Source organism: Kocuria sp. KKT182 (assembly GCF_055635395.1).
On the sequence record NZ_CM145757.1, the window covers coordinates 1855104 to 1877140 of the forward strand.

Genomic DNA, 22037 nt, shown 5'->3' on the forward strand with positions numbered 1-22037 from the left:
GGCGGTGACGCACAATGGACGGGTGCCCGCTCCAGAAGAGACCCTGCTCCCCGCCGCCGCCCGCTCCGACTTCGGCTTCGCGGTGGAGCACCGGCTCGCCGAGACCGCCACGATCGCCGGCGGGCGCCTCGAGGCCAACGGCGGCCCGTTCCTGGGCCGCACCGGGACCATCACCACCCCGCACGGGACGATCCGCACCCCCGCGTTCGTCCCCGTCGGCACCGCCGCCACCGTCAAGGCGGTGCTGCCCGAGTCCATGGCGGAGCTCGGCGCGCAGGCCCTGCTCGCCAACGCCTACCACCTCTACCTCCAGCCCGGCGCGGACGTCCTGGACGCCGCGGGCGGGCTCGGGGCGTTCATGAACTGGTCCGGCCCCACCTTCACGGACTCCGGGGGCTTCCAGGTCATGTCCCTGGGCTCGGGGTTCCGGAAGGTCATCGACATGTCCACGGTCGCGGCCTCGGCGGCGGGGGACGACGACGTCGCGACCGGCAAGGAGCGCATGGCGCGGGTCGACGACGACGGGGTCACGTTCACGTCCCACATCAACGGGGACGTCCACCGCTTCACCCCGGAGATCTCCATGCAGGTGCAGCACCGGCTGGGCGCGGACATCATGTTCGCGTTCGACGAGCTGACCACGCTGCACAACTCCCGCGGCTACCAGGAGACGTCCCTCGAGCGGACCCGCCGGTGGGCGCTGCGGTGCGTCGCCGAGCACGCCCGGCTCACCGAGGAGCGCGCCGACCGGCCCTACCAGGCCCTGTTCGGCGTGATCCAGGGCGCCCAGTACGAGGACCTGCGCCGGAAGGCGTGCCGGGACCTGGGCGCGATGGACTTCGACGGGTTCGGCATCGGCGGGGCCCTCGAGAAGGAGAACCTCGGCACGATCGTGCGCTGGTGCAACGAGGAGCTGCCCGAGGACCGGCCACGGCACCTGCTGGGGATCTCGGAGCCGGACGACATCTTCACGGCTCTCGAGAACGGCGCGGACACCTTCGACTGCGTCTCCCCCACCCGGGTGGCCCGCACCGGGACCGTGTACGCCCCGGACGGCCGCTTCACCGTCAGCAACGCCCGCTTCCGCACGGACCTCGCCCCGATCGACAGCGGCTGCGACTGCTACACGTGCGCCCACTACACCCGGGCGTACCTGCACCACCTGTTCAAGGCCAAGGAGCGCCTGTCCGCGACGCTCACGTCGATCCACAACGAGCGGTTCGTCGTGCGCATGGTGGACGGCGCCCGCGAGGCCATGGCCGACGGGACGTACTTCGAGTACCGGGACGAGGTCCTGGGCCGCTACTACGCGGGACGTTCCTGAGCCGGCCCCTCCGCCTCGGGGTGCTCGTGGATCACGAGCACCGGGCACTTCGCGTGGGCGACGCACGCGGCGCTGACCGAGCCCAGCAGCAGCCCGCGGAACCCGCCGTGGCCCCGGCGCCCGACGACGAGCATCGTGGCGTCCTCGCTCTCGTGCACCAGGACCTTCGACGGGTGGCCGAACACCACGGAGGTGGTGAGCCCGGCCGGCACGTCGTCGCCGAAGGCCTCCCGCACCGCCTTGTCCACCTGCTTCTGGGTGACCTCGTCGAAGTTGTCGCTGCCCAGCGGGACGTACCCGGCGTACTCGGGCGGGTAGTCCCACGCCCCGACCGCCCTGATGCCCGCACCGAAGGACGGCGCGATCCGCGCCGCCCAGCGCAGCGCCTCGACGGACTGCTGGGAGCCGTCGACCCCGACGACGATCGCTGCTGCGGTTCCGTTGCTCATGCCGAATCCTTTGCTCACGTGATCACGCTGACGTGATCAGTATCACAGAGCCCGCGGCGCCGCGCGCACGATCGCGGGAGCATGTTGTGGGGACACGGCGGACGAGTCCCTCCGGTCCCGGGCGGGACGGGCGGCGCCTCAGCCGGCGGGCCCGGCCCCCTGAGCCTGCCCGGAGTCCTCCGCCCGCCCGGTGCCGACCGTCTCGTCGGGGAGGACGAGCACCGGGCACGGGGCGTGGGCGACGCACGCGGAGCTCGTCGACCCCATCAGCAGCCCTTTGAAGCCGCCGTGGCCCCGGCGTCCCACGACCAGCAGCTCGGCCCCCTCGCAGTGGCGCATCAGCACCTTGGACGGGTGCCCGAACTCGACCACGGTGCTGAGTCCGGCCGGCACGTCCGCCCCGAACGCCTCCCGGACGGCCCGCTCCACCCGCTCCCGGGCGAGCTCGTCGAACCGGTCGTCCTTGAAGTGGACGAAGCCGACGTACTCGGGCGGGTTCTCCCACGCCCCCACCACCTTGACGGTCGCCCCGTACGCGGGCGCGAGGCGCGCGCCCCAGCGCAGCGCCTCCACGGACTGGGGGGATCCGTCGACCCCGACGACGACGACTGCTTCCGCTGCGTTCTCCATGACCGGTCCTCCGATGCGGTGACGAGGGTGCTGTGCGGCCAGTATTCCAGAGCCCGGCGGGCCGCGCTCAGAGGTGCGAGAGGATGACCGAGCTCCTCGTGTGGTTGATGCCCTTCCACTCCCTGATCCGGACCATGACGTCCTCCAGGTGGGTGGTGTTCTCGGCCCGGATGAGGAAGATGCCGTCCGCCTCGCCGGTCACGGTGTAGGCCGCGGTCACCTCGGCGATCTCGGCGGCCATGGTGCGCATCATCGACGGCGAGAGCCCGCCGTCGCAGTGCAGCTCCACGAACGCCTGGATGTTCCACCCCATCACCGACGGGTCGAGCTCCGCCGTGAAGCGCTTGATGGCCCCGGTCTGCTGCAGGACGTCGACCCGCCGCTTCACCGCGGGGGCCGACAGACCCACCTTCTGGCCGATGGCCGCGTAGCTCTCCCGGCTGTCCTGGACCAAGGACGCAACGATCTGCTGGTCAATCTCGTCAAGACGCAACGATTCACCTCTCTGGTGAGGGTTCTCACATTGATTGATTCACTATCGGCCCGTTAGACTTCAGATGTCAACCGAGGAGCCACTGCTCGCCGGACCACCCGGCCGCTCGCCCTCGGACCCCAGGACCTCCTCGCACCACCCACAGAAAGTTGCCTGCTGCCATGGCTCTCCTCCTCGTCTTCGGCCTCCCCGCCCTCCTCTTCACCGCCATCGGCCGGGCTGCGGCACCGTCCCGCGCCACCTCGGTGGGCGGCGCTCTCCGCAGCGCCGGCAGCGACCTGGCCCGCGGCCTGCGCGTGTGCGCCATGACCGCCCCCCAGTTCCTGGCCGGCGGGACCCGCGCCGGCCGCTGACCCTGCGCCGGCGGCGTCAACGGTGACGCCGCCCCGGCACCGCCTGCGGCCCGGCCCCCTCGCGACGAGACGTCCTCGCGGGGAGGCCGGGCCGCTGCGTGTTAATTCTTTGTTGCCACGGCAAGATGGCTCTTTCGGCGACAAGCGTGTCTGTTGCCAACGGGGTGTCCACAGGGTGTAGTGGTGAGATGCAGATCACGCAGGCGTTACCCATGACTACCGTCACCGACGACGTCGGGTGGCTCGCAGCGATCGACAACGCCATCAACACCGCGTTCGCTCCGATCACCGAGGTCTTCTCGACCATCGTCTTCTACCCCATCACCATCGCGGGGGTGAGCTTCCCGTTCGTCGTGGCCTGGCTCATCGCGGCCGGCGTGATCTTCACGATCTACTTCGGGTTCATCCAGTTCCGCGGTCTGAAGGTCGCCGCCGACGTGGTGCGGGGCAAGTTCTCGACCAAGGACGACCCCGGCGAGGTGCCGCACTTCCAGGCCCTGACCTCCGCCCTGTCGGGGACCGTGGGGCTGGGCAACATCGCCGGCGTCGGCGCGGCCATGGCCCTCGGCGGCCCCGGCGCGACGTTCTGGATGATCTGCGCCGGCCTGCTCGGCATGGCGACCAAGTTCGCCGAGTGCACCCTGGGCGTGAAGTACCGCGAGGTCCACGAGGACGGCACGGTCAGCGGCGGGCCCTTCCGCTACCTGCCCATCGCCTTCAGCAAGTTCGGCCGCATCCCCGCCAAGATCCTCACCGGCGTCTTCGCCGTGGCGATCCTGTTCTTCGGCGCGGCCGGCGGCAACATGTTCCAGGCCAACCAGACCTTCGCCCAGGTGCAGAACGTCACCGGCGGCGCCGACGGCTTCCTCGGCAGCGCCGGGGCGGCCCTGATCTTCGGCATCGTCCTCGCCCTGTTCGTGGGCCTGGTCATCATCGGCGGCATCAAGTCGATCGGCGCCACCACCAGCCGGCTCGTGCCGGCCATGGGCGCCGTCTACGTCACCGCCTGCCTGATCGTCATCCTCGCCAACCTCGACCACGTGCCGGGCGCGATCGCCGCGATCATCGACGGCGCGTTCTCCCCCGAGGGCATGGCCGGCGGCGTCCTGGGCGTCATGATCGTGGGCTTCCAGCGTGCCGCGTTCTCCAACGAGGCCGGCCTGGGCTCCGCCGCGATCGCCCACTCCGCCGTCAAGACCCGCCGCCCCGTGAGCGAGGGCTTCGTGGCCCTCTTCGAGCCGCTCGTCGACACCGTGCTGATCTGCACCATGACGGCCCTGGCCATCATCATCGCCGGCGCGCCGAGCCTGCAGGCCGGCATCGACCAGGTGCAGGCCGGCGGAGGCGCCCCCGACGGCGTCATCCTCACCTCGGACGCCTTCGCGACGGTCATCCCCTGGTTCCCGATCGTGCTGGCCGTCGCGGTGGTCCTGTTCGCCTTTTCCACCCTGATCACCTGGTTCTACTACGGGCTCAAGGCGTGGGAGTACCTGTTCGGGCGCAGCCGGCTCAGCGACAACATCTTCCGCGGCATCTACCTGTTCTTCACGATCGCGGGCTGCGTCCTGACCTTCAGCGAGGTCATCAGCTTCGCGGACGCGGCGCTGTTCGTCTGCGGGTTCGTGAACCTGCTGGGCGTCTACCTGCTGCTGCCCGTCATCAAGCGGGACATGAAGGAGTACCTCGCCGACCGCAGGAGCGGCAAGCTCCACCTCCTCGGCAACGAGCCGACCGACGGGTCCACCGCGGTCCGGCCCCAGGTCTAGGCCCGGGGACCGCACGGCCGCACCGGCCGGTCACCCCGAACGGCATCCGCCCGGTCCTCGCCCCGAGGACCGGGCGTCGCCGTGCCGTGGACCCGCGGCGCGCGCCTAGTCGGCGCTCCCCACGCCGTCGGCCTCGGGCGCGCGCTCGGCCTCGCCGCGGGAGCGCCGCCAGGCGAGCACGCCCACGACCACCACGACCGCCCAGGAGGCGGCGACCGCCGCGAGGGCCGGCCACGACGGCCGGGACGTGAAGGCCCCCACGGCGGCGAAGCTCACCTGGCCCGGCATCCCGCCGAGCAGGGTCGCGCCGAGGTAGTCGCGCTGCGGGATGCGCACGAGGCCCGCACCGTAGCTGAGGGTCCAGTTGGGCAGGACGGGCCGGAGCACGAGCACCGTGAGGAAGCCCTTGCCGACGAGCTTGCGCTCCACCAGCTCGACCCGGTTGCCCGCGAGCCGGTACAGGGCGTCGCGGCCGAGGAACCGCGCGAGCCAGTACCCCAGCCAGGCTCCCGCCGTGGTGGCCACGACCCCGACCACGCTGCCCTGGGCCATGCCGAAGAGGAATCCCCCGGACACGGCCATGATCGTCACCGGGACCGGCGTGGCCGCCACGAGGACGAAGACCGCGGCGAAGACGACGGGCCCCCACGCGCCGAAGCCCTCGACGAAGACCCGGACCTGCTCCACGGTGGGCAGCTCGTGGCCGATGAGGTACCAGACCGCCACGGCCAGCAGCAGCAGGAGCGCACCGCCCTTGAGCGCGGTGACCCAGGCCGGCCGCGTGCCGGGCTCGCGGGGCCCCGGCTCCGGCGCGGGTTCGGTGCTCACGTGCGCCACTGTACCGACCGCCGCGCCCGGGGGCCGAGAGCGACCGGGGACAATGGGGGGCATGGACGTCACCGATCTGGACCCCGCGGAGGTCTTCTCCGTCTCCCACGCCCTCGCGCACCCCCCGGCCGCGGTCTTCGCCGCCTTCACGGAGCCGGACCGGCTCGCCGCCTGGTTCGGTCCGCCGGGCTGGAGCGTGCCCCGGGAGTCGGTGCTGCTCGAGGTCAGGCCCGGGGGCCGGCAGCGCTTCCGCATGGTCCACGACACCGACCCCGCCCAGGTGGCACCGGTGCACGGCACCTATCTGCGGGTCGAGCGGGACGTCCTGCTCGAGGGCCGCGAGGCGCTGCCCGGACCGGACGGCCGGCCCACCGCCGGCCACGTGCTGACGCGCACCGAGTTCGTCCCCACCCAGGAGGGGGGCACCCTGCTGGTGCTCACGCAGGGGCCGCTGCCCCCCGCGGTGCACCCCGGGGCGGCCGCGGCGTGGCGCGGCTCCTTCGCCCGGCTCGAGACCCTGCTGGCCGCGGGGTGAGCCGGGGCGCCGGTCCCCCGCCGGGCTCGGATAGTCTGCCCGCATGACCCAGGACGCCGGCACCCGCACCACCGCCCTGACCCGGCGGCTGACCGCCCCCAACCCGGGCCCCATGACCCTGGACGGCACCAACTCGTGGCTGGTCGGGGCGCCGGGGCAGCAGGACGTCGTCGTCGTCGACCCGGGGCCGGCCGACCGCGGGCACCTCGCCGCCCTGGCCGCGGCGGGGCGGACCGTCCTGACACTGATCACGCACCGCCACGCGGACCACACCGAGGCCGTCGACGACTTCCACGCGCTCACCGGCGCGCCCGTGCGCGCCGTCCTGCCGCAGTTCTGCCGCGACGCCGGACCGCTGCTCGACCGCGAGACGATCGAGGCCGCCGGGTGCCGCATCCGGGTGCTGCACACCCCCGGGCACACCTCCGACTCCGTGAGCTTCCACCTGCCCGACGACACCCCGGTCGCGGGCGCGGCCACCGCCGCCGCGGGGCGCACCTCGGGCTCGGTGCTCACGGGCGACACGGTCCTGGGGCGGGGGACCACGATGCTCGACCACCCGGACGGGAGCCTGGGCGACTACCTGCGCTCCCTGCAGCGCCTGGCGGTGCTGGGCGACGCCCTGGTCCTCCCGGCGCACGGGGACGTGCGGGAGGACGTGGAGGCGGTGTGCGAGGAGCTGCTCGAGCACCGGATGGAGCGTCTCGGCGAGGTCCGGGAGGCCCTGCGGGCCCTGGGCCGCGCCGCGACGCTCGAGGCCATCACGGCGCGGATCTACGCCGACGTCCCGGAGCACGTGCTGCCCGCCGCCCGGAGCTCGGTGGGCGCGCAGCTGGCCTATCTCGGCTTCTGAGCCGTGCCGGCGGCGCCCGGCCGGCCGGGGTCCGTCCCCGGCCGGCGGCGGCGCCGGAGCCCGCGGTAGAGGAAGAACAGCAGGACGGCGACGGCGGCCAGCAGCACGAGGACGAGCAGCGGCAGGAGGACGGCCACGAGGGACAGCGTGAGCGCGGAGACGTCCTCCACGGTCGAGACCACGGGCGCCGCGGCCCCGGCGCTCAGGGTGTTGACGGCCGGCCGCGAGACCGTCTTGGTCACGTGCACCACCAGGGCGATCACCGCCCCGGTGGCCACGGGGATCCAGGCGTGCGAGGAGAGGAACGCCTCCGGGTCCGTGACGGTCGCCGTCTGCCCGCCGAGGTCGATCCCGGCGATCTGGGCGGTGGCCGAGGAGCCGAAGACGATGCCCCCGGCGGTCGGGCGCACGAAGGTCTGCAGCAGGTCGTTGAAGGAGTCCACGACCGGGACCTTGTCCGCCACCACCTCCACGGCCAGCAGCACGGCCAGGACCGTCAGGACCCACCCGTTCGACAGCCAGGCGAAGCCCGGGCCGAGGTCGACGACCTCGGTCCAGCGGTCCAGCAGGCCCAGCACCACGAGCGGGATGTAGGCGTTCAGTCCCGCCGAGGCCGCGAGTCCGGTGCCCGTGAGGAGATCCATGCGCTCATCGTAGGCCCGTGCACCGCCCCGGCCGGGCGGGGCGCCCGGGCCCGTCAGCGCTGGGGCGCGAGGGCCGCCCCCGGGACGGCGGTCTCGCCGTAGGTCGGCTCCCGGCGCTTGAGCCAGCCGATCACGGCGTAGGTCACCGGCATGACCAGCACCTCGACCAGGACCTTGTACACGTAGCCCACCACCACGTAGTTGAGGAAGTCGGCCGCGGTGGTGATGCCGATGACCGGGGCCGCGACGGTGCAGAAGATCACGGTGTCCACGAGCTCGCCCACGAGCGTCGAGCCGATGAGCCGGGCCCACAGGTGCTTCTCCCGCGTGCGCGCCTTGATCCGGACCATCACGAACGCGTTCAGCAGCTGCCCCGCGAGATAGCCCAGCAGGGAGCCGGCCACGATGAGCGGGACGGGGCCGAGCACGGACTCGAAGGCCGCCTGGCCCTCGTAGAACTCCGCCGGGGGCAGAGCGATGACCAGCCAGAACACGACCGAGGAGAACAGTCCCGCGGCGAAGGACGTGACGATGGCGCGGCGCGCGGCCCGGAAGCCGTAGACCTCCGCCACGACGTCGCCCAGGACGTAGGCGAGGGGGAAGAGGAAGAAGCCTCCGTCGGTGATGACGGGGCCGAACGCGACGCCCTTGGTCGCGGCGACGTTGGAGAGCACCAGGACCACGCAGTACGCCGCGACCACCAGGTCGAAGTACGTGCGGGGACGGCGGGCGAACCCGGCGGGGGCAGGAGCGGAGGAGGACACGGTCGGTCACCAATCTGTCGTGACGCGGCGCCGGCCCGCGCGGGGCGGACGCCGAGGGTCGATCTGTGCGGTGTGCTGGACGGACCCGGGGCGCCCGCCTGCCACCCGGGAGCCCCTTTCCGGCCGCCGCGGGCCCCTGCGGGGACCGCGTGCCGGCCGGAGACCGTCCGACAGTCTAGCCCCGGCGGTTGGCCCCGGCACCGCGCGGGGGCGCAGAATGGCTCCCATGACCGACACCAGCACCGTTCCCACGCCCGCCGCGGCGGGCCCCGCCGACCAGCCGTCCGTCGCCCTGACGATCGCCGGCTCCGAGGCCACCGGCGGCGCCGGCGCGCAGGCGGACCTCAAGACCTTCCAGGAGCTCGGGGTCTTCGGCTCCCTCGCGCTGACCTGCATCGTGTCCTTCGACCCGTCCGCCGACTGGGGCCACCGCCTGTTCCCCGTGCCGCAGGACGTCCTGCGCGAGCAGCTCGAGGCGATCACGGCCGCCCACGCGCTCGACGCCGTGAAGATCGGCATGCTGGGCAGCCCCGAGACCATCGCCACCACCGCCGAGGTGCTCACCGCGCTGGCCCCGCGTCACCTCGTCCTGGACCCGGTCCTCATCTGCAAGGGCCAGGAGCCCGGCGCGGCCCTGGACACGGACGAGGCGCTGAAGGCGAAGATCCTGCCGCTGGCCACGTTCGTGACCCCGAACCACTTCGAGTCCCTCTCCCTGGCCGGCATGGACGAGATCAGCACGGTCGAGGACCTCGAGGAGGCCGCCCGGCGGATCCACGAGACGTCCGGCGCCGTGGTCCTCGCCAAGGGCGGGGTCCGCCTCGCGGGCCCCGACGCCGTCGACGTCTTCTACGACGGGACCACCCTCGAGGTGCTCTCCGAGCCCAAGGTCGGCGAGGTCCCGGTGGCCGGGGCCGGCTGCACGCTGGCCGCCGCGGTCGCCGCGGAGCTGGCGAAGGGGGCCGCGCCCCTCGAGGCGGCCCGCACCGCGAAGGCCTTCGTCTCCGCCGGCATCCGGCGCCGGATCACCTCGCGCGCCCCGTTCGACTCCCTCTGGCAGGGCGGCTCGGCCGCCGAACGGTGAGCGGGCGGCGGGCCCGGCCGCCGGATCGGCACCCGGGCCCGCCGTGCCTCACCCCGCCCGTGCTGGGGGTTTCCTGGACGTTTCCCCAGACTGTCTGCGCGAAGGAGTCCGAACGCGGGAAACGGTGGTGTCATAGTCAGACACACCGTCACCAAGGCCCAGAAAAGTGTGCATAATTTGGTGACACGGACAGATAAGGTGTCATCATGCCTCGTATTTCTGCGGCCACCAACGCCGCGCAGCGGGAGAACACCAAACGAGCGATCCTCGACTCCTTCGGCCAGCTGCTCTACCAGCAGGGCCTCACCGGTCTGACCATGACGCACGTGGCCAAGAACGCCGGCGTGGGCCGCACCGCGGTCTACAACTACTTCGCGGACATGGGCGAGCTCCTCGTGGCCTACGCCCTGGACGAGACCGAGCGGTTCATGACCGACCTGCGCCGCGACCTCGAGGGCGTCGCCAACCCGGTCGACCGGCTCGCCGTCTACATCCGCGCCCAGATCGAGGACCTCACCCGGCGCCACCTGCCCCCGGGCCCCACCATGCGCACCGTCCTCTCCCCGGAGGACTACCAGAAGCTGGGCGAGCACGTGGGCGAGCTGCAGGGCCTGCTGGCCGCGATCCTGCGGGACGCGATCGGCCGGGCCTACCTGCCGGAGGGCGACATCTCGGAGCTCGCCGCCCTGGTCCACGGGTCCCTGACCGCCGCGGCGGACCGCGGCCAGAACTCCGACCAGGACCGGGCGGCGCGGGAGCAGCACATCCGCTCCACCGTCCGCTTCATCCAGCAGGGCCTGGGGGCGCAGTTCGACGCCGGGGGCCACCCCGTGCCGCTCGCGTCCGAGCGGCCACCCCTCAGCGCGGCGTCCTGACCGCGCCCCGCTCGCTCCCCGCCCGCGTGCCCGGCGCCGGGGCGAGCTCCAGCACGCGCGCGTGCAGCACGGTGCGGTGGTGCAGCGCGGTGCGCAGGGCCCGGTGCAGCCCGTCCTCCAGGTAGAGGTCGCCTCCCCACCGCACCACGTGCGGGAAGAGGTCGCCGTAGAAGGTGGAGTCCGCGTCCAGCAGGGTCGCCAGGTCCAGGGTGGTCTTCGTGGTGACCAGCTCGTCCAGCCGGACCTGCCGCGGCGCGATGCCGGACCAGTCGGTCGGCGTGACGAGGCCGTGGTCCGGGTACGGGCGGGAGTCGCCCACGGCCTTGAAGATCATGCGTTCATCCTAGGGGCGGGCCCCGCAGGAGGCACCTGCGGGGCCCGCCGGCCGGCGCCTGCCCGGGGTCAGCCGCGGGTCACGGTGACGGCCCGGGTGGTGGCGTTCCACTCGATCCGCCCACCGGTGTAGTTCTGGGCCGCGCCGCCCGGGGTGCTGTACTCGTCGGTGGTCGGATAGCCCAGGCCCCGCTCGTGGCCCAGCGCCGCCCACTTCCGGCCGATGGCCCCGTACTCCTTGACCGCGTTCGAGCCGGTGCGCGCGGACCACAGGATCTTGGTCCGCTTCCCGGACGCGTCGAAGAGCTGGTATGCGCCGCCGTCGGCGGCACGCTGCTCGTCGGTCCGCGGCGGGCCGTAGCTGCCCGCGTAGCCGCCGGCCGCGAACTTCCGGCCGATGGACCCGCCGTAGTCGACCACCCGGGTCCCGGTGGTCGCGGACCAGTAGAGGGCCTTGTCCCGTCCGTCGGCGCCGGCGAAGCGCTGGTAGACGGAGCCGTGCCCGGAGGCGTACTCCGCGCTGACCGGGGTGGCCCACGCGGTGCCGCCCAGCGCCGCCCACGTGCGCCCGATCGCACCGGTGAGCTGGTAGCCGTCGACCACGTCGTTGCCCGTCGGCGCGACGGTCTCGGGCCTCGGGGCGGCTCCGGCGTAGAGGCGGTCGACGTCGTCGCCGACCAGGTCGGCCAGGTCGTAGTTGGTGTGGTGCAGCCCGGGCATCACCACGCGGTCGGCCTTCGTGAACCCGGCCTTCTGGTACGCGGCGGCGCCCTTGCCGGCCGCTTCCAGCGCGGACCAGGTGGACGGCTGGGTGGCGCCGTAGCTGTCGAGGGAGCCGACGTACCAGGTCGGGTCCGTGGCCCGGAGCGCGGCGTCGGGAGTGCTCTCGAGCCTGCCGTTGTAGACGCCGCCGCCGCCGATGAGGGTCGACCCGCCGCCGCGGATCCAGCCGGCCCGGTCGGAGAGCACCTCGGTGGAGATGAACTCGGCGCCGCCGGAGTACCCGGCCAGGTGGATGCGGGTCGCGTCGACGCGCTGCTCGGCGACGACCTTGGCCGCCAGGGCGCGGAACCAGTCCCCGACCGCCTCGCTGTTGGAGGTCCAGGACCGGTTGGCCGGGGCGACCGGCACCACGAGGATCATGTTCCGGGCCGCGGCCCGGGCGGCCATGCTCTTGAGCATCGACGTGGTGGGGCGCTGGGCGTAGTACTGTCCGTCGCCGTCGAAGTAGAAGACCACGCCCACGGTCTTCGAGCGGTCCACCCCGGCGTCGTAGAGGTGGTACTGCGAGGAGATGCCGGCGGCGGTGTGGACCGTGTTGGTCGTCGAGGCGTGGGCCGGGGCGGCCGCGCCGGCCATCGTCCCGGCGAGCATCGCGCCGGCCAGCAGAGCGGCGGGCAGAGCGGTCGAGGGCATGGGGAATGAAGGCAGCTTCATGAGGACCTCTTGGGGGGAGAGAGGACGGGGGGCGCGCAGCCGGGGGGCAGCTGCGAGTGCGGCGGAACAGCCCGTTCCGCCACATCAGCAGGGTATTGCATTAGTGAACGCAGGGGACGGAACGACGTAAAGTTACGGTGTGCTCCTGTCCCGCCCGCTTCCCCCCGGAGAGACCGCCCCCATGACCCTTCGCCCCCTGGCGCTGGCCGCCCTGCTCCTGCTCGCCCCCGTGCCGGGAGCGGCCCACGCAGCCGAGACCGCACCGCCCCCCGCGCCGGGCGCAGACTCCCCCGCCGGAGTTCCGTCCCCCGCGCCCCCGTCCGACGACGAGCCGGCCGACCCCCGACCGGGAACCGGTCCCGCCGAGGCCCCCGACACCACGCCCGAGCCCGGCGGCGCCCCCGCCCCGGAGCCCGGCGGCACGGCGCCGGGCGCGCGCCCCTCCCCCGCTCCCGGGGGGCACGCGGCACCGGAGCCCGGCGGAGTCCGCGCCGAGGACGGCCGTGCCGGAGACGCCCGCGCAGAGGACGGCGGCGCGGGGAACGACCGTGCAGGAGGTGACCGCGCAGGGGATGCCCGCCCGGAGGCGGCCCCCGGCACGCCCTCGGGTGCGGACTCGAACCCCGGCTCGGACCCGGACCGGGACCCGGACCCGGGGGAGCTCTCCGCCCTGGAGCGCGCCTCCTTCGTCGGGCCCGGCCCCGCCGCGGCCCACCGTCCCGGCTCCGGAGCGCTGGTCCGGGACGGTGCCGCGCTGCGGGCACAGGTCCTGGCGGGGCAGCAGCAGGTGACGCCCGGGACGCTCACGCGCATCTCGGTGGGAACCGTGACCCGGGTTCCCGCGCAGGACGCGACCGGGGACTCCTCCACCGCGTGGTGGGCCGGTGGGCTCGCGGCACTGGGCGCCGCGGCGGCCGGCGTCGTCGTCGCCCGCGGCTCCCGCGCGCGCCGCCCGCACTGAGGGGCGGCCGCCGGGGCGCCGCGGCGGCCGGAGCCGCGGGCCGGCGACCCTCGGGCCGGTGGGCCGCGAGCCGGCGGAGGAACGAGAAAGAGCCCCGCACCGGGATGAACGTCTCCGGTACGGGGCTCTTGCTGCAAGTGCGGAGGATGGGGGATTTGAACCCCCGAGGGCGTGAACCCAACACGCGTTCCAGGCGTGCGCCATAGGCCGCTAGGCGAATCCTCCAGGCACGCACGACCGGCGGCCTGACGGTGCCGGAACATGCGGGGTCCAGCATAACCGAACCGCCGGGCAATGCCGAATCCACGGCGCCGGGGCCGGGTTTCGACCCGGCCCGCCGCATCCGCTAGACTTGTCGACAGCCCCTCGCGTGGCGTCATCCTGTTGAACTCCCCCAGGACCGGAAGGTAGCAAGGGTAAATGGGCTCTGGCGGGTGCGCGAGGGGTCTTCTCGTCCCCGCGGCGGCCCGCGTCCCCAGCGCCGATCCGCCCGGCCCGCCTGTCGGATTCCGTCGCTAAGGTGTCATCTGTGACTACCGCCCTGTACCGCCGCTACCGCCCGGAGACCTTCGAGGACGTCATCGGTCAGGAGCACGTGACCGAGCCGCTGATGACGGCGCTGCGCAAGGACAGGGTCAGCCACGCCTACCTCTTCTCCGGCCCGCGCGGCTGCGGCAAGACCACCTCCGCCCGCATCCTGGCCCGCTGCCTCAACTGCGCGGAGGGCCCCACCGCCACCCCGTGCGGCCGCTGCGACAGCTGCCGCGACCTGGCCCGGGACGGCGCCGGCTCCCTCGACGTGATCGAGATGGACGCGGCCAGCCACGGCGGCGTGGACCACGCCCGCGACCTGCGGGAGCGCGCCACGTTCGCGCCCGTCCGGGACCGGTACAAGATCTTCATCATCGACGAGGCGCACATGGTCACGCGCGAGGGCTTCAACGCCCTGCTCAAGATCGTCGAGGAGCCGCCGGAGCACATCAAGTTCATCTTCGCGACCACCGAGCCGAGCAAGGTGCTCACGACCATCCGGTCCCGCACCCACCACTACCCCTTCCGGCTGGTCCCCACCGAGCCGCTCATGCACTACCTGGAGCAGCTCTGCGCCGAGGAGCACGTGCAGGTGGCCCCGGGGGTGCTCTCCCTCGTGGTCCGCGCGGGCGCCGGATCCGTCCGCGACACCCTCTCCGTGCTCGACCAGCTCATGGCCGGCTCCGACGAGCAGGGCATCGGCTACGACCTCGCCGTGGCCCTGCTGGGCTACACGCACGGCGCCCTGCTCGACGACGTGGTCGACGCCTTCGCGTCGGGGGACGGCGCCACGGTGTTCCGCGCGGTGGACCGGGTGGTGCAGACGGGGCAGGACCCGCGCCGCTTCGTGGAGGACCTGCTCGAGCGGTTCCGGGACCTCATCATCGTCAACGCGGTCCCGGAGTCCGCGGGCAACATCCTGCACGGCATGCCCCAGGACCAGATCGCCCGGCTGCGCAACCAGGCGTCCCAGCTCGGGGCGGCGGAGCTCTCCCGCGCCGCCGACATCACGAACACGGCCCTCACCGAGATGACGGGGGCCACCTCGCCCCAGCTGCACCTCGAGCTGCTGTGCGCGCGCATCCTCCTGCCGTCCTCGGAGGACACCACGCGCGGCGTCACGGCCCGCGTCGACCGGCTGGAACGGCGCCTGAGCATCGGGCGGGGCGCCGCCGCGGCCGGTCCGGACGAGACCGCCGACGCCCCCGCGCCCTCCCCCGCGCCCTCCCCCGCGGCCTCATCCTCCGCGCCGACCGCGCCGGCGGGTCCGGGCGCCCCGCCCGGGGGCCGGAGCCACTCGCAGCCCGACTCGCAGTCTGCCCCGGCGCCGGAGCGACCGGCACCGCCCGCGCCCGGCGGGGACGCGCAGCAGGCGGTCCCGGCGGTCCCGCGGGGGACGGATCCGCGCGAGCGGACCGCCCAGGGCGCTGGACAGGGCTTTGGACAGGACCCCGGGCACGCCGCGGCGGCTCCCGAGCGCCCGTCCGCCCGGGAGGACAGCGGACCGGAGCGGCCCACCGGACGGGAGGCGCCCGCCGCAGCGGAGCGTCCTGACGCGCCGCGGCAGGACGCCGCGGCGCAGGCGCCCCGCCAGGACACGCCCCGGGCGGGCGAGCAGAGCGGCAACGAGATCGACCTGCTGCGGGCCTCCTGGCCGGAGATCGTCAACGCCCTCGCGGACATCCGCCGCGTCGCGTGGTTCACGGTCCAGCGCGGCACCCCGCAGTCCTTCGACGGCAAGGTGCTGCGCATCATGTTCGACGCCGAGGGCGACCTCATGAACTTCCCGCGCTTCGAGGACGACCTGCGGCAGGCGGTCCAGCAGATCCTCGGCATCGACTGCCGTGCGGAGGCCGTCCCGCCGGGCGGCGGCGGGCACGGCCGGGGCGGTGGCGGCGGCGGAGCCCCGCGCGGCCCGGAGCCGTCGACGCGCCCGCCCGGGCGCCCGGCCGAACCGGGGCCCGGGACCGACGGGGAGCGCCCCGAACGGCGCGCCCCCGAGGACCGGTCCCGGGGCGGCCAGGACCGGCGACCCCCGGCCCAGGACCGGCCGGGCGCACCGCGCGGCCGGGAGCAACAGCCGACCCCGCCCCGGGCCGCGAGCACGCCCCCGGACGGCGCACCGGGCACCGCGACGGACTCCGCGCCGGAGCCGCCCGCGGGCGCGCCGTCCCCGGACGGGGACGGCGGCGGCCAGGACCCCTGGGACGCCCACGGCCGACCCGCCACGGACGCGCCGGCGGAGTGGACCGACCCCGCCTGGGCCCAGGAGCCCGTGCACAGCTGGTCCGTGGCCGCCATTCCCCAGGGCGGCGCCCCGGCCGCGGCCCCTGCCGGGCCCCCGGCCGCACCCGCACCCCGGGCTCCGGCGCAGCCCGAGGCCCGGCCGCCGGGACCGGCCCGGACGGCGGAGGACCCCGCCGGCGCCCAGCCCGCCGACCGGCCGGCACCGCAGCCCGGGACGCAGCCCGGGACGCAGCCCGGAGCACCGTCCGACCCCGGTCGGACCGGGCGCCCGGGCCCCGCCTTCCCCGGCGAGGCCCCGGGGGCACGGGACCGGGGCGTCCCCCCGTCGGACGACGACGTCCCGCCGCCCGAGGAGCCCCCGTACCCGGACGATCCCCCCTACCCCGACGACCTGGACGCGGCGCCCCCGGAGCAGTGGCGGCCCGCGGCCCCCGCACGGCAGAGCCCTGCGTCCGCTCCCCGTTCCGGGGGCGGACCCGGCAACCGGTCGACCGGCAGCGCCACGCCCCCCACCGCCCACCCGGCCGCCCGCCCGGAGGATCCCCGGACCGCGACGGGCGCCTCTGCCCCGGCTCCGACGGCGAACCCGGCGGCCCCAGCGGCCCCAGCGGCCCCGGCCGCCCCGCAGCAGGACGCCCCGTCGGCGGCACCGGCCGGCGCCGACCGGAACGCACGGCTGAGCTTCCGGGAGCGCCACGCCGCGGCCATCGCCGCGGGGCGCAAGGCACCCGCCTCCGCCGCGGCCCCGCAGGACAGCGGCGTAGAATGGGACGACTCCTTCGTGCCCAGCTCGGACGACGAGGCGCTCGAGGACTCCACCCTCTACGGCCGCGCCGCGATCGAGCGGATCCTCGGGGGGATGCTGATCGAGGAGCGGGACCTCCACACCGGGGAGTGAGCCGGGACCGCCCCGCGCACCGGCACCCCGGTAACGTCGTGGCCGAGGACGATCAGGAGGGCCGTGCACCGGCCCGGAAATCGAGGGAAACGTGTACGAAGGCGCTGTTCAGGATCTGATCGACGAGCTGGGCCGGTTGCCCGGCGTCGGGCCGAAGTCCGCGCAGCGGATCGCGTTCCACCTCCTCGACGCCGACAAGGAGGACGTCCGGCGGCTGGCCGACGCCATGACGGCGGTCAAGGACAAGGTGAAGTTCTGCCGGATCTGCGGGAACGTGTCCGAGCTGGACGAGTGCGCCATCTGCCGCGACGCCCGCCGGGACGACAGCGTCATCTGCGTGGTCGAGGAGTCGAAGGACGTCATGGCCATCGAGCGCACCCGCAGCTTCCGCGGCCGGTACCACGTCCTGGGCGGGGCGATCAGCCCCATCCAGGGCATCGGCCCCGACCAGCTGCGCATCCGGGAGCTCATGACGCGGCTCTCCGGCGACACCGTGCAGGAGGTCGTGCTCGCCACCGACCCGAACCTGGAGGGCGAGGCCACCGCCACCTACCTCTCCCGCATGCTCAAGACCCTCGGGATCCGCGTGACCCGCCTGGCCTCCGGGCTGCCCGTGGGCGGCGATCTCGAGTACGCCGACGAGGTGACCCTCGGCCGCGCGTTCGAGGGCCGGACGGTCGTCGCCTGACGCACTCGCGTAGGATGTCCTGGTGCCCTGCCGCGGGGAGCGGGCGCACGGCCCGGCCCCGACCGCCGGCCGCCCTCGAGCACAGGAGTTGAACCCATGAGCCTGATCGTGCAGAAGTTCGGTGGATCCTCCGTCGCGGACGCCGACGGCATCCGCCGCGTTGCACGGCGGATCGTCGAGACGCGCAACAGGGGCCACGACGTCGTCGTCGTCGTCTCCGCGATGGGCGACACCACGGACGAGCTCCTGGACCTCGCCCACGAGGTCACCCGCAAGCCCCCGGCCCGCGAGCTCGACATGCTGCTCACCGCCGGCGAGCGGATCTCCATGGCGCTGCTGGCCATGGCGGTGTCCGGGATGGGCGCTCCCGCCCAGTCCTTCACCGGGTCGCAGGCGGGGATGGTCACCGACGGCGCGCACGGCGCCGCCCTCCTCGTGGAGGTCAATCCGCTGCGCGTGCGCGAGTCCCTGGACCAGGGCAACATCGCGATCATCGCCGGGTTCCAGGGCGTGCACCGCCAGACCAAGGACATCACCACCCTGGGCCGCGGCGGCTCGGACACCACGGCCGTGGCGCTGGCCGCGGCCCTCGACGCCGACGTCTGCGAGATCTACTCCGACGTCGACGGCGTGTTCACCGCCGACCCCCGCATCGCGCCCAGGGCCCGCAAGCTGGACGTGGTCAGCAGCGAGGAGATGCTCGAGCTCGCCGCGAACGGCGCGAAGATCCTGCACCTGCGCTGCGTCGAGTACGCCCGCCGCTTCGGCGTGAAGCTGCACGTCCGCTCGTCCTTCTCCCACAACGAGGGCACCTGGGTCATCCCGGGCCCCGAAGACGCCGTCACCTCCCCGAAGGAGATCCCGTTGGAACAGCCCCTCATCTCCGGCATCGCCCACGACCGCACGCAGGCGAAGGTCACCGTCGTCGGAGTGCCGGACAAGCCCGGCATCGCCGCCCGGATCTTCCGGCTGCTCGCGGAGGCGAAGGTCAACGTGGACATGATCGTGCAGAACATCTCCACCGGCGACGACCCGCTGACGGACCTCTCCTTCACGGTGGACGAGTCCCAGGGCGATCTGGCCATGAGCCTGCTGCGCGCCGCCGAGGAGAAGATCGGCTACGCGGGCCTGGAGTACGACGACGAGGTCGGCAAGCTCTCCCTCGTGGGCGCCGGCATGAAGTCGAACCCCGGGGTGACCTTCACGTTCTTCGAGGCGCTCGCGGCCGCGAACATCAACATCGACATGATCTCGACCTCCGAGGTCCGGATCTCGGTGGTCACGGCCGCCGACCGGCTCGACGAGGCCGTGCGCGTGGTGCACAGCGCCTTCGGCCTGGACTCCGACGAGGAGGCCACGGTCCACGCGGGGACCGGCCGCTGATCCCCGTGCCGCGCTCCACCGGTCCGTCGACGACGGGGCGGGTCCCGTGACCCGCCCCGTCGTCGTCCTGTCCCGCGCGGAGTGGGCGCCGCGGTCGCACGCCCACGAGCAGCGCGCGGCGCGCCGCGCGGACCCGTTCGTGGCCCGCCGCCACCGCGGGCACAAGCACCCGGTCGAGGACTTCCTGTTCACCTACTACACCCTCAAGCCCGCGCAGCTGAAGCGCTGGCACCCCGGGGCGGGCACCGTGCTGCTGGACGCCGCGGACCGCGCCGGGGAGAAGTTCTACCGCGCGCTCACCGGCGCCGAGCTCACGGCCCTGGGGCTCAGCGCCCGGGACGGGGCCGTGACCGTCGACGACGACGCCCTCCGGGACCGGCGGGCCCCCGCGATCGACTTCGCCCGGGCGGTGCTGGGCGCGCACGCGGGCAACCCGGGCTTCTTCGGCTGCTTCGGCCTGCACGAGTGGGCGATGGCCTACCGCTCGGAGGACAACGACCTCCGCCACGAGCAGCTCGAGCTGCGGCTCGGGGCCGCGGGCACGGACGCCGTGGTGGAGTCCGCCCGGATCCGGTGCACCCACTTCGACGCGTTCCGGTTCTTCCAGCCGCAGGCCGTGCCGCTCAACGAGCTGCGGCCCACCCGGGAGTCCCAGCGCCGGATGGAGCAGCCGGGCTGCCTGCACGCCACCATGGACCTCTACAAGTGGGCGTACAAGCTCGTCCCGGGGATCCCCTCCGAGCTGCTGATGGACTGCTTCGAGCTGGCGTGGGACGTGCGGGAGACCGACATGCGGGCCGCCCCCTACGACCTCTCCGGCTGGGGCTACGAGCCCGTGCGGATCGAGACGCCGGAGGGCAAGGCCGAGTACGTGCGCCGGCAGCGGGAGTTCGCCCGGCGCGCCGGGCCGCTGCGTCGCCGGCTCGGCGCTGCCCTCGAGGTCCTCGACCCGGCCCGCGCCACCGACGGGGCGGCGGCGTGAGCGCGCCCGGGGAGCCCGCCGGCGGCTGGGAGCGGATCGTGGCGGTCTCCGCCGTGCCGGGCCCGCTCGACTTCGTGACGGCGCCCTCCAGCACGGGGCCGGTCCTCGTCACCCGTGACGCCGGGGGCGCGCTGCACGTGCTGCGCAACACCTGCACGCACCAGCAGGCCACCGTGTGCCGGGAGTCCGCCGGGCGCGCCGAGACGTTCGAGTGCCCCAACCACTTCTGGGTCTTCGCCGCCGACGGGCGGTTCGTGGGGTCCCGCCTGGCCCTGGCGGCCGGCCGGGAGGCACCGCCGGACCCCGCCAAGGACCTCCTCCGGGCGGCGGCGGTCGACGTGGTCGAGGGCTGGGTCGTGGCCCGCTTCGGCTGAGGCGGGGTCAGTGCGGCGCGGGCGCGCCGTCGTCGTCGCGCCGCTGCCGCCCCGCGAGCCAGGCCTGGACGTCCGAGCGCCGGATGCGGCGGTGGCTGCCCCGGTACTGCACGGGCAGGGCGCCCTCGGTGGTGAGGTTGCGCAGATAGGTGGCCGAGATCCCGGCGAGCGCGGCCGCCTGCGAGGTGGTCAGCAGGTCCTCCGGGGAGTCGGGGGCGGCCCCGTCCTCGCCGTGGCGGGCGAGCCAGGCCTGGACGTCCGCGCGCCGGATCCGGCGGTGGCTGCCCCGGTACTGCACGGGGAGGACGCCCTCCGTGGTGAGGTTGCGCAGATAGGTGGCCGAGATCCCCGCGAGCGCGGCCGCCTGCGAGGTGGTCAGCAGGTCCCCGGGGTCCGCCGGCGGCTCCGCGGCGGACGTCACCGTGACGGTCTCCCCGCGGGTCATCCGGGAGAGGAGGTCCACGACGGCGTCGCGCGCCCCCTCCGGCAGGCGCAGGGAGGTGCCGTCCACGAAGACCGTCACGTCCCGGGCCTCGAGGGCGTCCGCGAGCCGCTCGGCCTCCCGGCCGCTGAGTCCGGGGGTGGTCGTCGCTGGGTGCTGGGTCATGGGCCCATTGTTCCAGCACCGCCCCGTTCCCCTCCGCCGGCGGCGGACCGGGCTCGGTCCGTCCCGCGCCGCCAGCGGAGGACGGCGAGCCACAGCAGCACCCCCGCCAGGCCCATCGTGCCGGGCACGAGCACGGGGGACGGCCCGACGGCCCCGCTGGTCGCCGCCCACAGCCGGGCCGCGCCCGACATCGCGTCCCAGGCCTCGGCGTACCGCGGGTCCAGCGGTCCGGCCCGCAGGTTCGCCAGGACGTGCTCGTAGACGCCGTAGGCGCTGCCGAGCACGGAGACGACCGCGGCGACCCGCACGGTGCGGGCCGTCCCGGTGGTGCGCCGCACCAGCCACGCCACGGCCCCGAGCAGCAGCACGGCCAGCACCGCCCAAGGCACCAGCTGGCCGGGTCCCTGCCAGTGCCGCAGCATCGCCAGCTCGGTCAGGGCGCCGAGAACCGTGCCGATCCCCAGCAGGGTCAGGACCCGGCGGTAGACCGAGACCAGGCGTGCGTCGTCGGTGCGGGCCCCTGCGGTCTGCGGTGCGGTGCTCATGGCACCACGGTCTACCGGACACGCCTTGGAGAATCCCGGGGGCCCACCGCCCGGGCGGCCTGCCGGCAGGTGACCCCTACCACACCCGGCGGGCGGTCCGGGCCCGGCACGACCGGCGTGCCCGAGCCGATAGAATGGCTGACGTTCGCCGGATCCCGGCCCGCTGCTCGACCCTCAGGAGTTCCCCGATGGCCCGCATTGTTGTCGACGTCATGCCCAAGCCCGAGATCCTCGACCCGCAGGGGAAGGCGATCGCCAACGAACTGCCCCGCATCGGCCTGGACGGCTTCGCCGGTGTCCGGCAGGGCAAGCGCTTCGAGCTGACCGTCGACGGCGAGGCCACCGAGGACGCGCTGGCCCAGGCCCGCGAGGCCGCGGAGAAGCTGCTCTCCAACCCCGTCATCGAGGACGTCGTGCGCGTGGCCGTGCTCGACGAGACCGAGGAGAACTGAG

The 22037-nt window shown here is 74.1% G+C and carries 24 protein-coding genes, 1 tRNA gene and 1 other RNA gene; 15 read left to right on the forward strand and 11 right to left on the reverse strand.

Annotated features, from left to right (window positions below; translation table 11 throughout):
- Nucleotides 1-22: 22 nt before the first annotated feature.
- A complete protein-coding gene (gene tgt / locus ACZ2G1_RS08540; protein WP_172604911.1) occupies nt 23-1324 on the forward strand; it encodes a tRNA guanosine(34) transglycosylase Tgt in 1302 nt (433 codons plus the stop codon).
- Here the strand turns inward: tgt and ACZ2G1_RS08545 are convergent.
- The 3 genes from ACZ2G1_RS08545 to ACZ2G1_RS08555 form a co-directional block, all read right to left on the reverse strand.
- Nucleotides 1306-1773: a universal stress protein gene (locus tag ACZ2G1_RS08545; protein ID WP_095651285.1), complete on the reverse strand. Its 468-nt coding sequence runs from the start codon at nt 1771-1773 to the stop codon at nt 1306-1308. The two genes, tgt and ACZ2G1_RS08545, sit on opposite strands and share 19 nt — an antisense overlap.
- Nucleotides 1774-1911: 138 nt before the next feature.
- On the reverse strand, nt 1912-2403 hold the full coding sequence (locus ACZ2G1_RS08550; RefSeq protein ID WP_251355919.1) for a universal stress protein: 492 nt from the start codon (nt 2401-2403) through the stop codon (nt 1912-1914).
- Between the two features lie 67 nt (nt 2404-2470).
- Nucleotides 2471-2896 carry an Lrp/AsnC family transcriptional regulator gene (locus tag ACZ2G1_RS08555; protein WP_035927806.1) on the reverse strand — a complete coding sequence of 142 codons (426 nt, stop codon included), beginning with the start codon at nt 2894-2896 and terminating at the stop codon, nt 2471-2473.
- A 161-nt stretch (nt 2897-3057) separates the two neighbouring features.
- Here ACZ2G1_RS08555 and ACZ2G1_RS08560 point away from each other — a divergent pair, with 161 nt between their 5' ends.
- Both ACZ2G1_RS08560 and ACZ2G1_RS08565 read left to right on the forward strand, forming a co-directional pair.
- Nucleotides 3058-3249: a hypothetical protein gene (locus ACZ2G1_RS08560; RefSeq protein WP_017833895.1), complete on the forward strand. Its 192-nt coding sequence runs from the start codon at nt 3058-3060 to the stop codon at nt 3247-3249.
- Between the two features lie 212 nt (nt 3250-3461).
- Nucleotides 3462-5015 carry an alanine/glycine:cation symporter family protein gene (locus ACZ2G1_RS08565; protein WP_043739146.1) on the forward strand — a complete coding sequence of 518 codons (1554 nt, stop codon included), beginning with the start codon at nt 3462-3464 and terminating at the stop codon, nt 5013-5015.
- Nucleotides 5016-5120: 105 nt separating this feature from the next.
- On the opposite strand, the gene ACZ2G1_RS08570 is transcribed toward ACZ2G1_RS08565, so the two are convergent.
- On the reverse strand, nt 5121-5843 hold the full coding sequence (locus ACZ2G1_RS08570; protein WP_158279190.1) for a TVP38/TMEM64 family protein: 723 nt from the start codon (nt 5841-5843) through the stop codon (nt 5121-5123).
- 61 nt (nt 5844-5904) lie between these two features.
- On the opposite strand from ACZ2G1_RS08570, the gene ACZ2G1_RS08575 reads away from it, so the two are divergent.
- Both ACZ2G1_RS08575 and ACZ2G1_RS08580 read left to right on the forward strand, forming a co-directional pair.
- Entirely contained in the window at nt 5905-6378 is a 474-nt protein-coding gene (locus ACZ2G1_RS08575) for an SRPBCC family protein (RefSeq protein WP_158279191.1), read from the forward strand.
- A 43-nt stretch (nt 6379-6421) separates the two neighbouring features.
- Complete coding sequence (locus ACZ2G1_RS08580) at nt 6422-7231, forward strand: MBL fold metallo-hydrolase (protein ID WP_035927815.1); 810 nt, start codon at nt 6422-6424, stop codon at nt 7229-7231.
- Here ACZ2G1_RS08580 and ACZ2G1_RS08585 read toward each other — a convergent pair.
- Both ACZ2G1_RS08585 and ACZ2G1_RS08590 read right to left on the reverse strand, forming a co-directional pair.
- A complete protein-coding gene (locus ACZ2G1_RS08585; RefSeq protein ID WP_035927819.1) occupies nt 7216-7875 on the reverse strand; it encodes a DUF4126 domain-containing protein in 660 nt (219 codons plus the stop codon). The two genes, ACZ2G1_RS08580 and ACZ2G1_RS08585, sit on opposite strands and share 16 nt — an antisense overlap.
- 53 nt (nt 7876-7928) lie before the next feature.
- The gene (locus ACZ2G1_RS08590) at nt 7929-8639 is read right to left on the reverse strand and encodes a queuosine precursor transporter (protein ID WP_109221741.1); all 711 of its coding nucleotides are present in this window, start codon (nt 8637-8639) and stop codon (nt 7929-7931) included.
- A 226-nt stretch (nt 8640-8865) separates the two neighbouring features.
- Here ACZ2G1_RS08590 and ACZ2G1_RS08595 point away from each other — a divergent pair, with 226 nt between their 5' ends.
- Nucleotides 8866-9723, forward strand: coding sequence for a hydroxymethylpyrimidine/phosphomethylpyrimidine kinase (locus ACZ2G1_RS08595; protein WP_017833888.1), 858 nt, complete (start codon nt 8866-8868; stop codon nt 9721-9723).
- Between the two features lie 206 nt (nt 9724-9929).
- Nucleotides 9930-10598, forward strand: a complete 669-nt coding sequence (locus tag ACZ2G1_RS08600) for a TetR/AcrR family transcriptional regulator (protein ID WP_017833887.1) — start codon at nt 9930-9932, stop codon at nt 10596-10598.
- On the opposite strand, the gene ACZ2G1_RS08605 is transcribed toward ACZ2G1_RS08600, so the two are convergent.
- Together ACZ2G1_RS08605 and ACZ2G1_RS08610 are read right to left on the reverse strand one after the other, a co-directional pair.
- Nucleotides 10582-10932, reverse strand: a complete 351-nt coding sequence (locus tag ACZ2G1_RS08605) for a type II toxin-antitoxin system VapB family antitoxin (protein WP_017833886.1) — start codon at nt 10930-10932, stop codon at nt 10582-10584. The genes ACZ2G1_RS08600 and ACZ2G1_RS08605 overlap by 17 nt on opposite strands.
- Nucleotides 10933-11000: 68 nt before the next feature.
- A complete protein-coding gene (locus ACZ2G1_RS08610; protein ID WP_109221743.1) occupies nt 11001-12347 on the reverse strand; it encodes a hypothetical protein in 1347 nt (448 codons plus the stop codon).
- Between the two features lie 202 nt (nt 12348-12549).
- On the opposite strand from ACZ2G1_RS08610, the gene ACZ2G1_RS08615 reads away from it, so the two are divergent.
- Nucleotides 12550-13329, forward strand: coding sequence for a hypothetical protein (locus ACZ2G1_RS08615; RefSeq protein WP_470377693.1), 780 nt, complete (start codon nt 12550-12552; stop codon nt 13327-13329).
- A gap of 140 nt (nt 13330-13469) precedes the next feature.
- On the opposite strand, the gene ACZ2G1_RS08620 is transcribed toward ACZ2G1_RS08615, so the two are convergent.
- Nucleotides 13470-13554, reverse strand: a tRNA-Ser gene (locus ACZ2G1_RS08620).
- A 132-nt stretch (nt 13555-13686) separates the two neighbouring features.
- Between ACZ2G1_RS08620 and ffs the strand changes: the two genes are divergently transcribed.
- From ffs to ACZ2G1_RS08650, 6 genes are all read left to right on the forward strand, one after another.
- Nucleotides 13687-13783: signal recognition particle sRNA small type (ffs, locus tag ACZ2G1_RS08625), an RNA gene on the forward strand.
- Nucleotides 13784-13858: 75 nt separating this feature from the next.
- Nucleotides 13859-17005, forward strand: a complete 3147-nt coding sequence (locus tag ACZ2G1_RS08630; RefSeq protein WP_470377694.1) for a DNA polymerase III subunit gamma and tau — start codon at nt 13859-13861, stop codon at nt 17003-17005.
- A gap of 91 nt (nt 17006-17096) precedes the next feature.
- The gene (recR, locus tag ACZ2G1_RS08635) at nt 17097-17693 is read left to right on the forward strand and encodes a recombination mediator RecR (protein WP_017833883.1); all 597 of its coding nucleotides are present in this window, start codon (nt 17097-17099) and stop codon (nt 17691-17693) included.
- 96 nt (nt 17694-17789) lie between these two features.
- Nucleotides 17790-19076 carry an aspartate kinase gene (locus ACZ2G1_RS08640; RefSeq protein ID WP_017833882.1) on the forward strand — a complete coding sequence of 429 codons (1287 nt, stop codon included), beginning with the start codon at nt 17790-17792 and terminating at the stop codon, nt 19074-19076.
- Nucleotides 19077-19122: 46 nt separating this feature from the next.
- The gene (locus ACZ2G1_RS08645) at nt 19123-20058 is read left to right on the forward strand and encodes a 3-methyladenine DNA glycosylase (protein WP_470377695.1); all 936 of its coding nucleotides are present in this window, start codon (nt 19123-19125) and stop codon (nt 20056-20058) included.
- Nucleotides 20055-20432 carry a Rieske 2Fe-2S domain-containing protein gene (locus tag ACZ2G1_RS08650; RefSeq protein ID WP_017833880.1) on the forward strand — a complete coding sequence of 126 codons (378 nt, stop codon included), beginning with the start codon at nt 20055-20057 and terminating at the stop codon, nt 20430-20432. Before ACZ2G1_RS08645 ends, ACZ2G1_RS08650 begins: the two co-directional genes overlap by 4 nt.
- Nucleotides 20433-20439: 7 nt before the next feature.
- On the opposite strand, the gene ACZ2G1_RS08655 is transcribed toward ACZ2G1_RS08650, so the two are convergent.
- A complete protein-coding gene (locus ACZ2G1_RS08655) occupies nt 20440-21039 on the reverse strand; it encodes a helix-turn-helix domain-containing protein (RefSeq protein ID WP_109268512.1) in 600 nt (199 codons plus the stop codon).
- The gene (locus tag ACZ2G1_RS08660) at nt 21036-21584 is read right to left on the reverse strand and encodes a hypothetical protein (protein ID WP_272026187.1); all 549 of its coding nucleotides are present in this window, start codon (nt 21582-21584) and stop codon (nt 21036-21038) included. Before ACZ2G1_RS08660 ends, ACZ2G1_RS08655 begins: the two co-directional genes overlap by 4 nt.
- A gap of 188 nt (nt 21585-21772) precedes the next feature.
- On the opposite strand from ACZ2G1_RS08660, the gene purS reads away from it, so the two are divergent.
- Complete coding sequence (gene purS / locus ACZ2G1_RS08665; RefSeq protein WP_031283211.1) at nt 21773-22036, forward strand: phosphoribosylformylglycinamidine synthase subunit PurS; 264 nt, start codon at nt 21773-21775, stop codon at nt 22034-22036.
- Nucleotide 22037 lies beyond the last annotated feature (1 nt).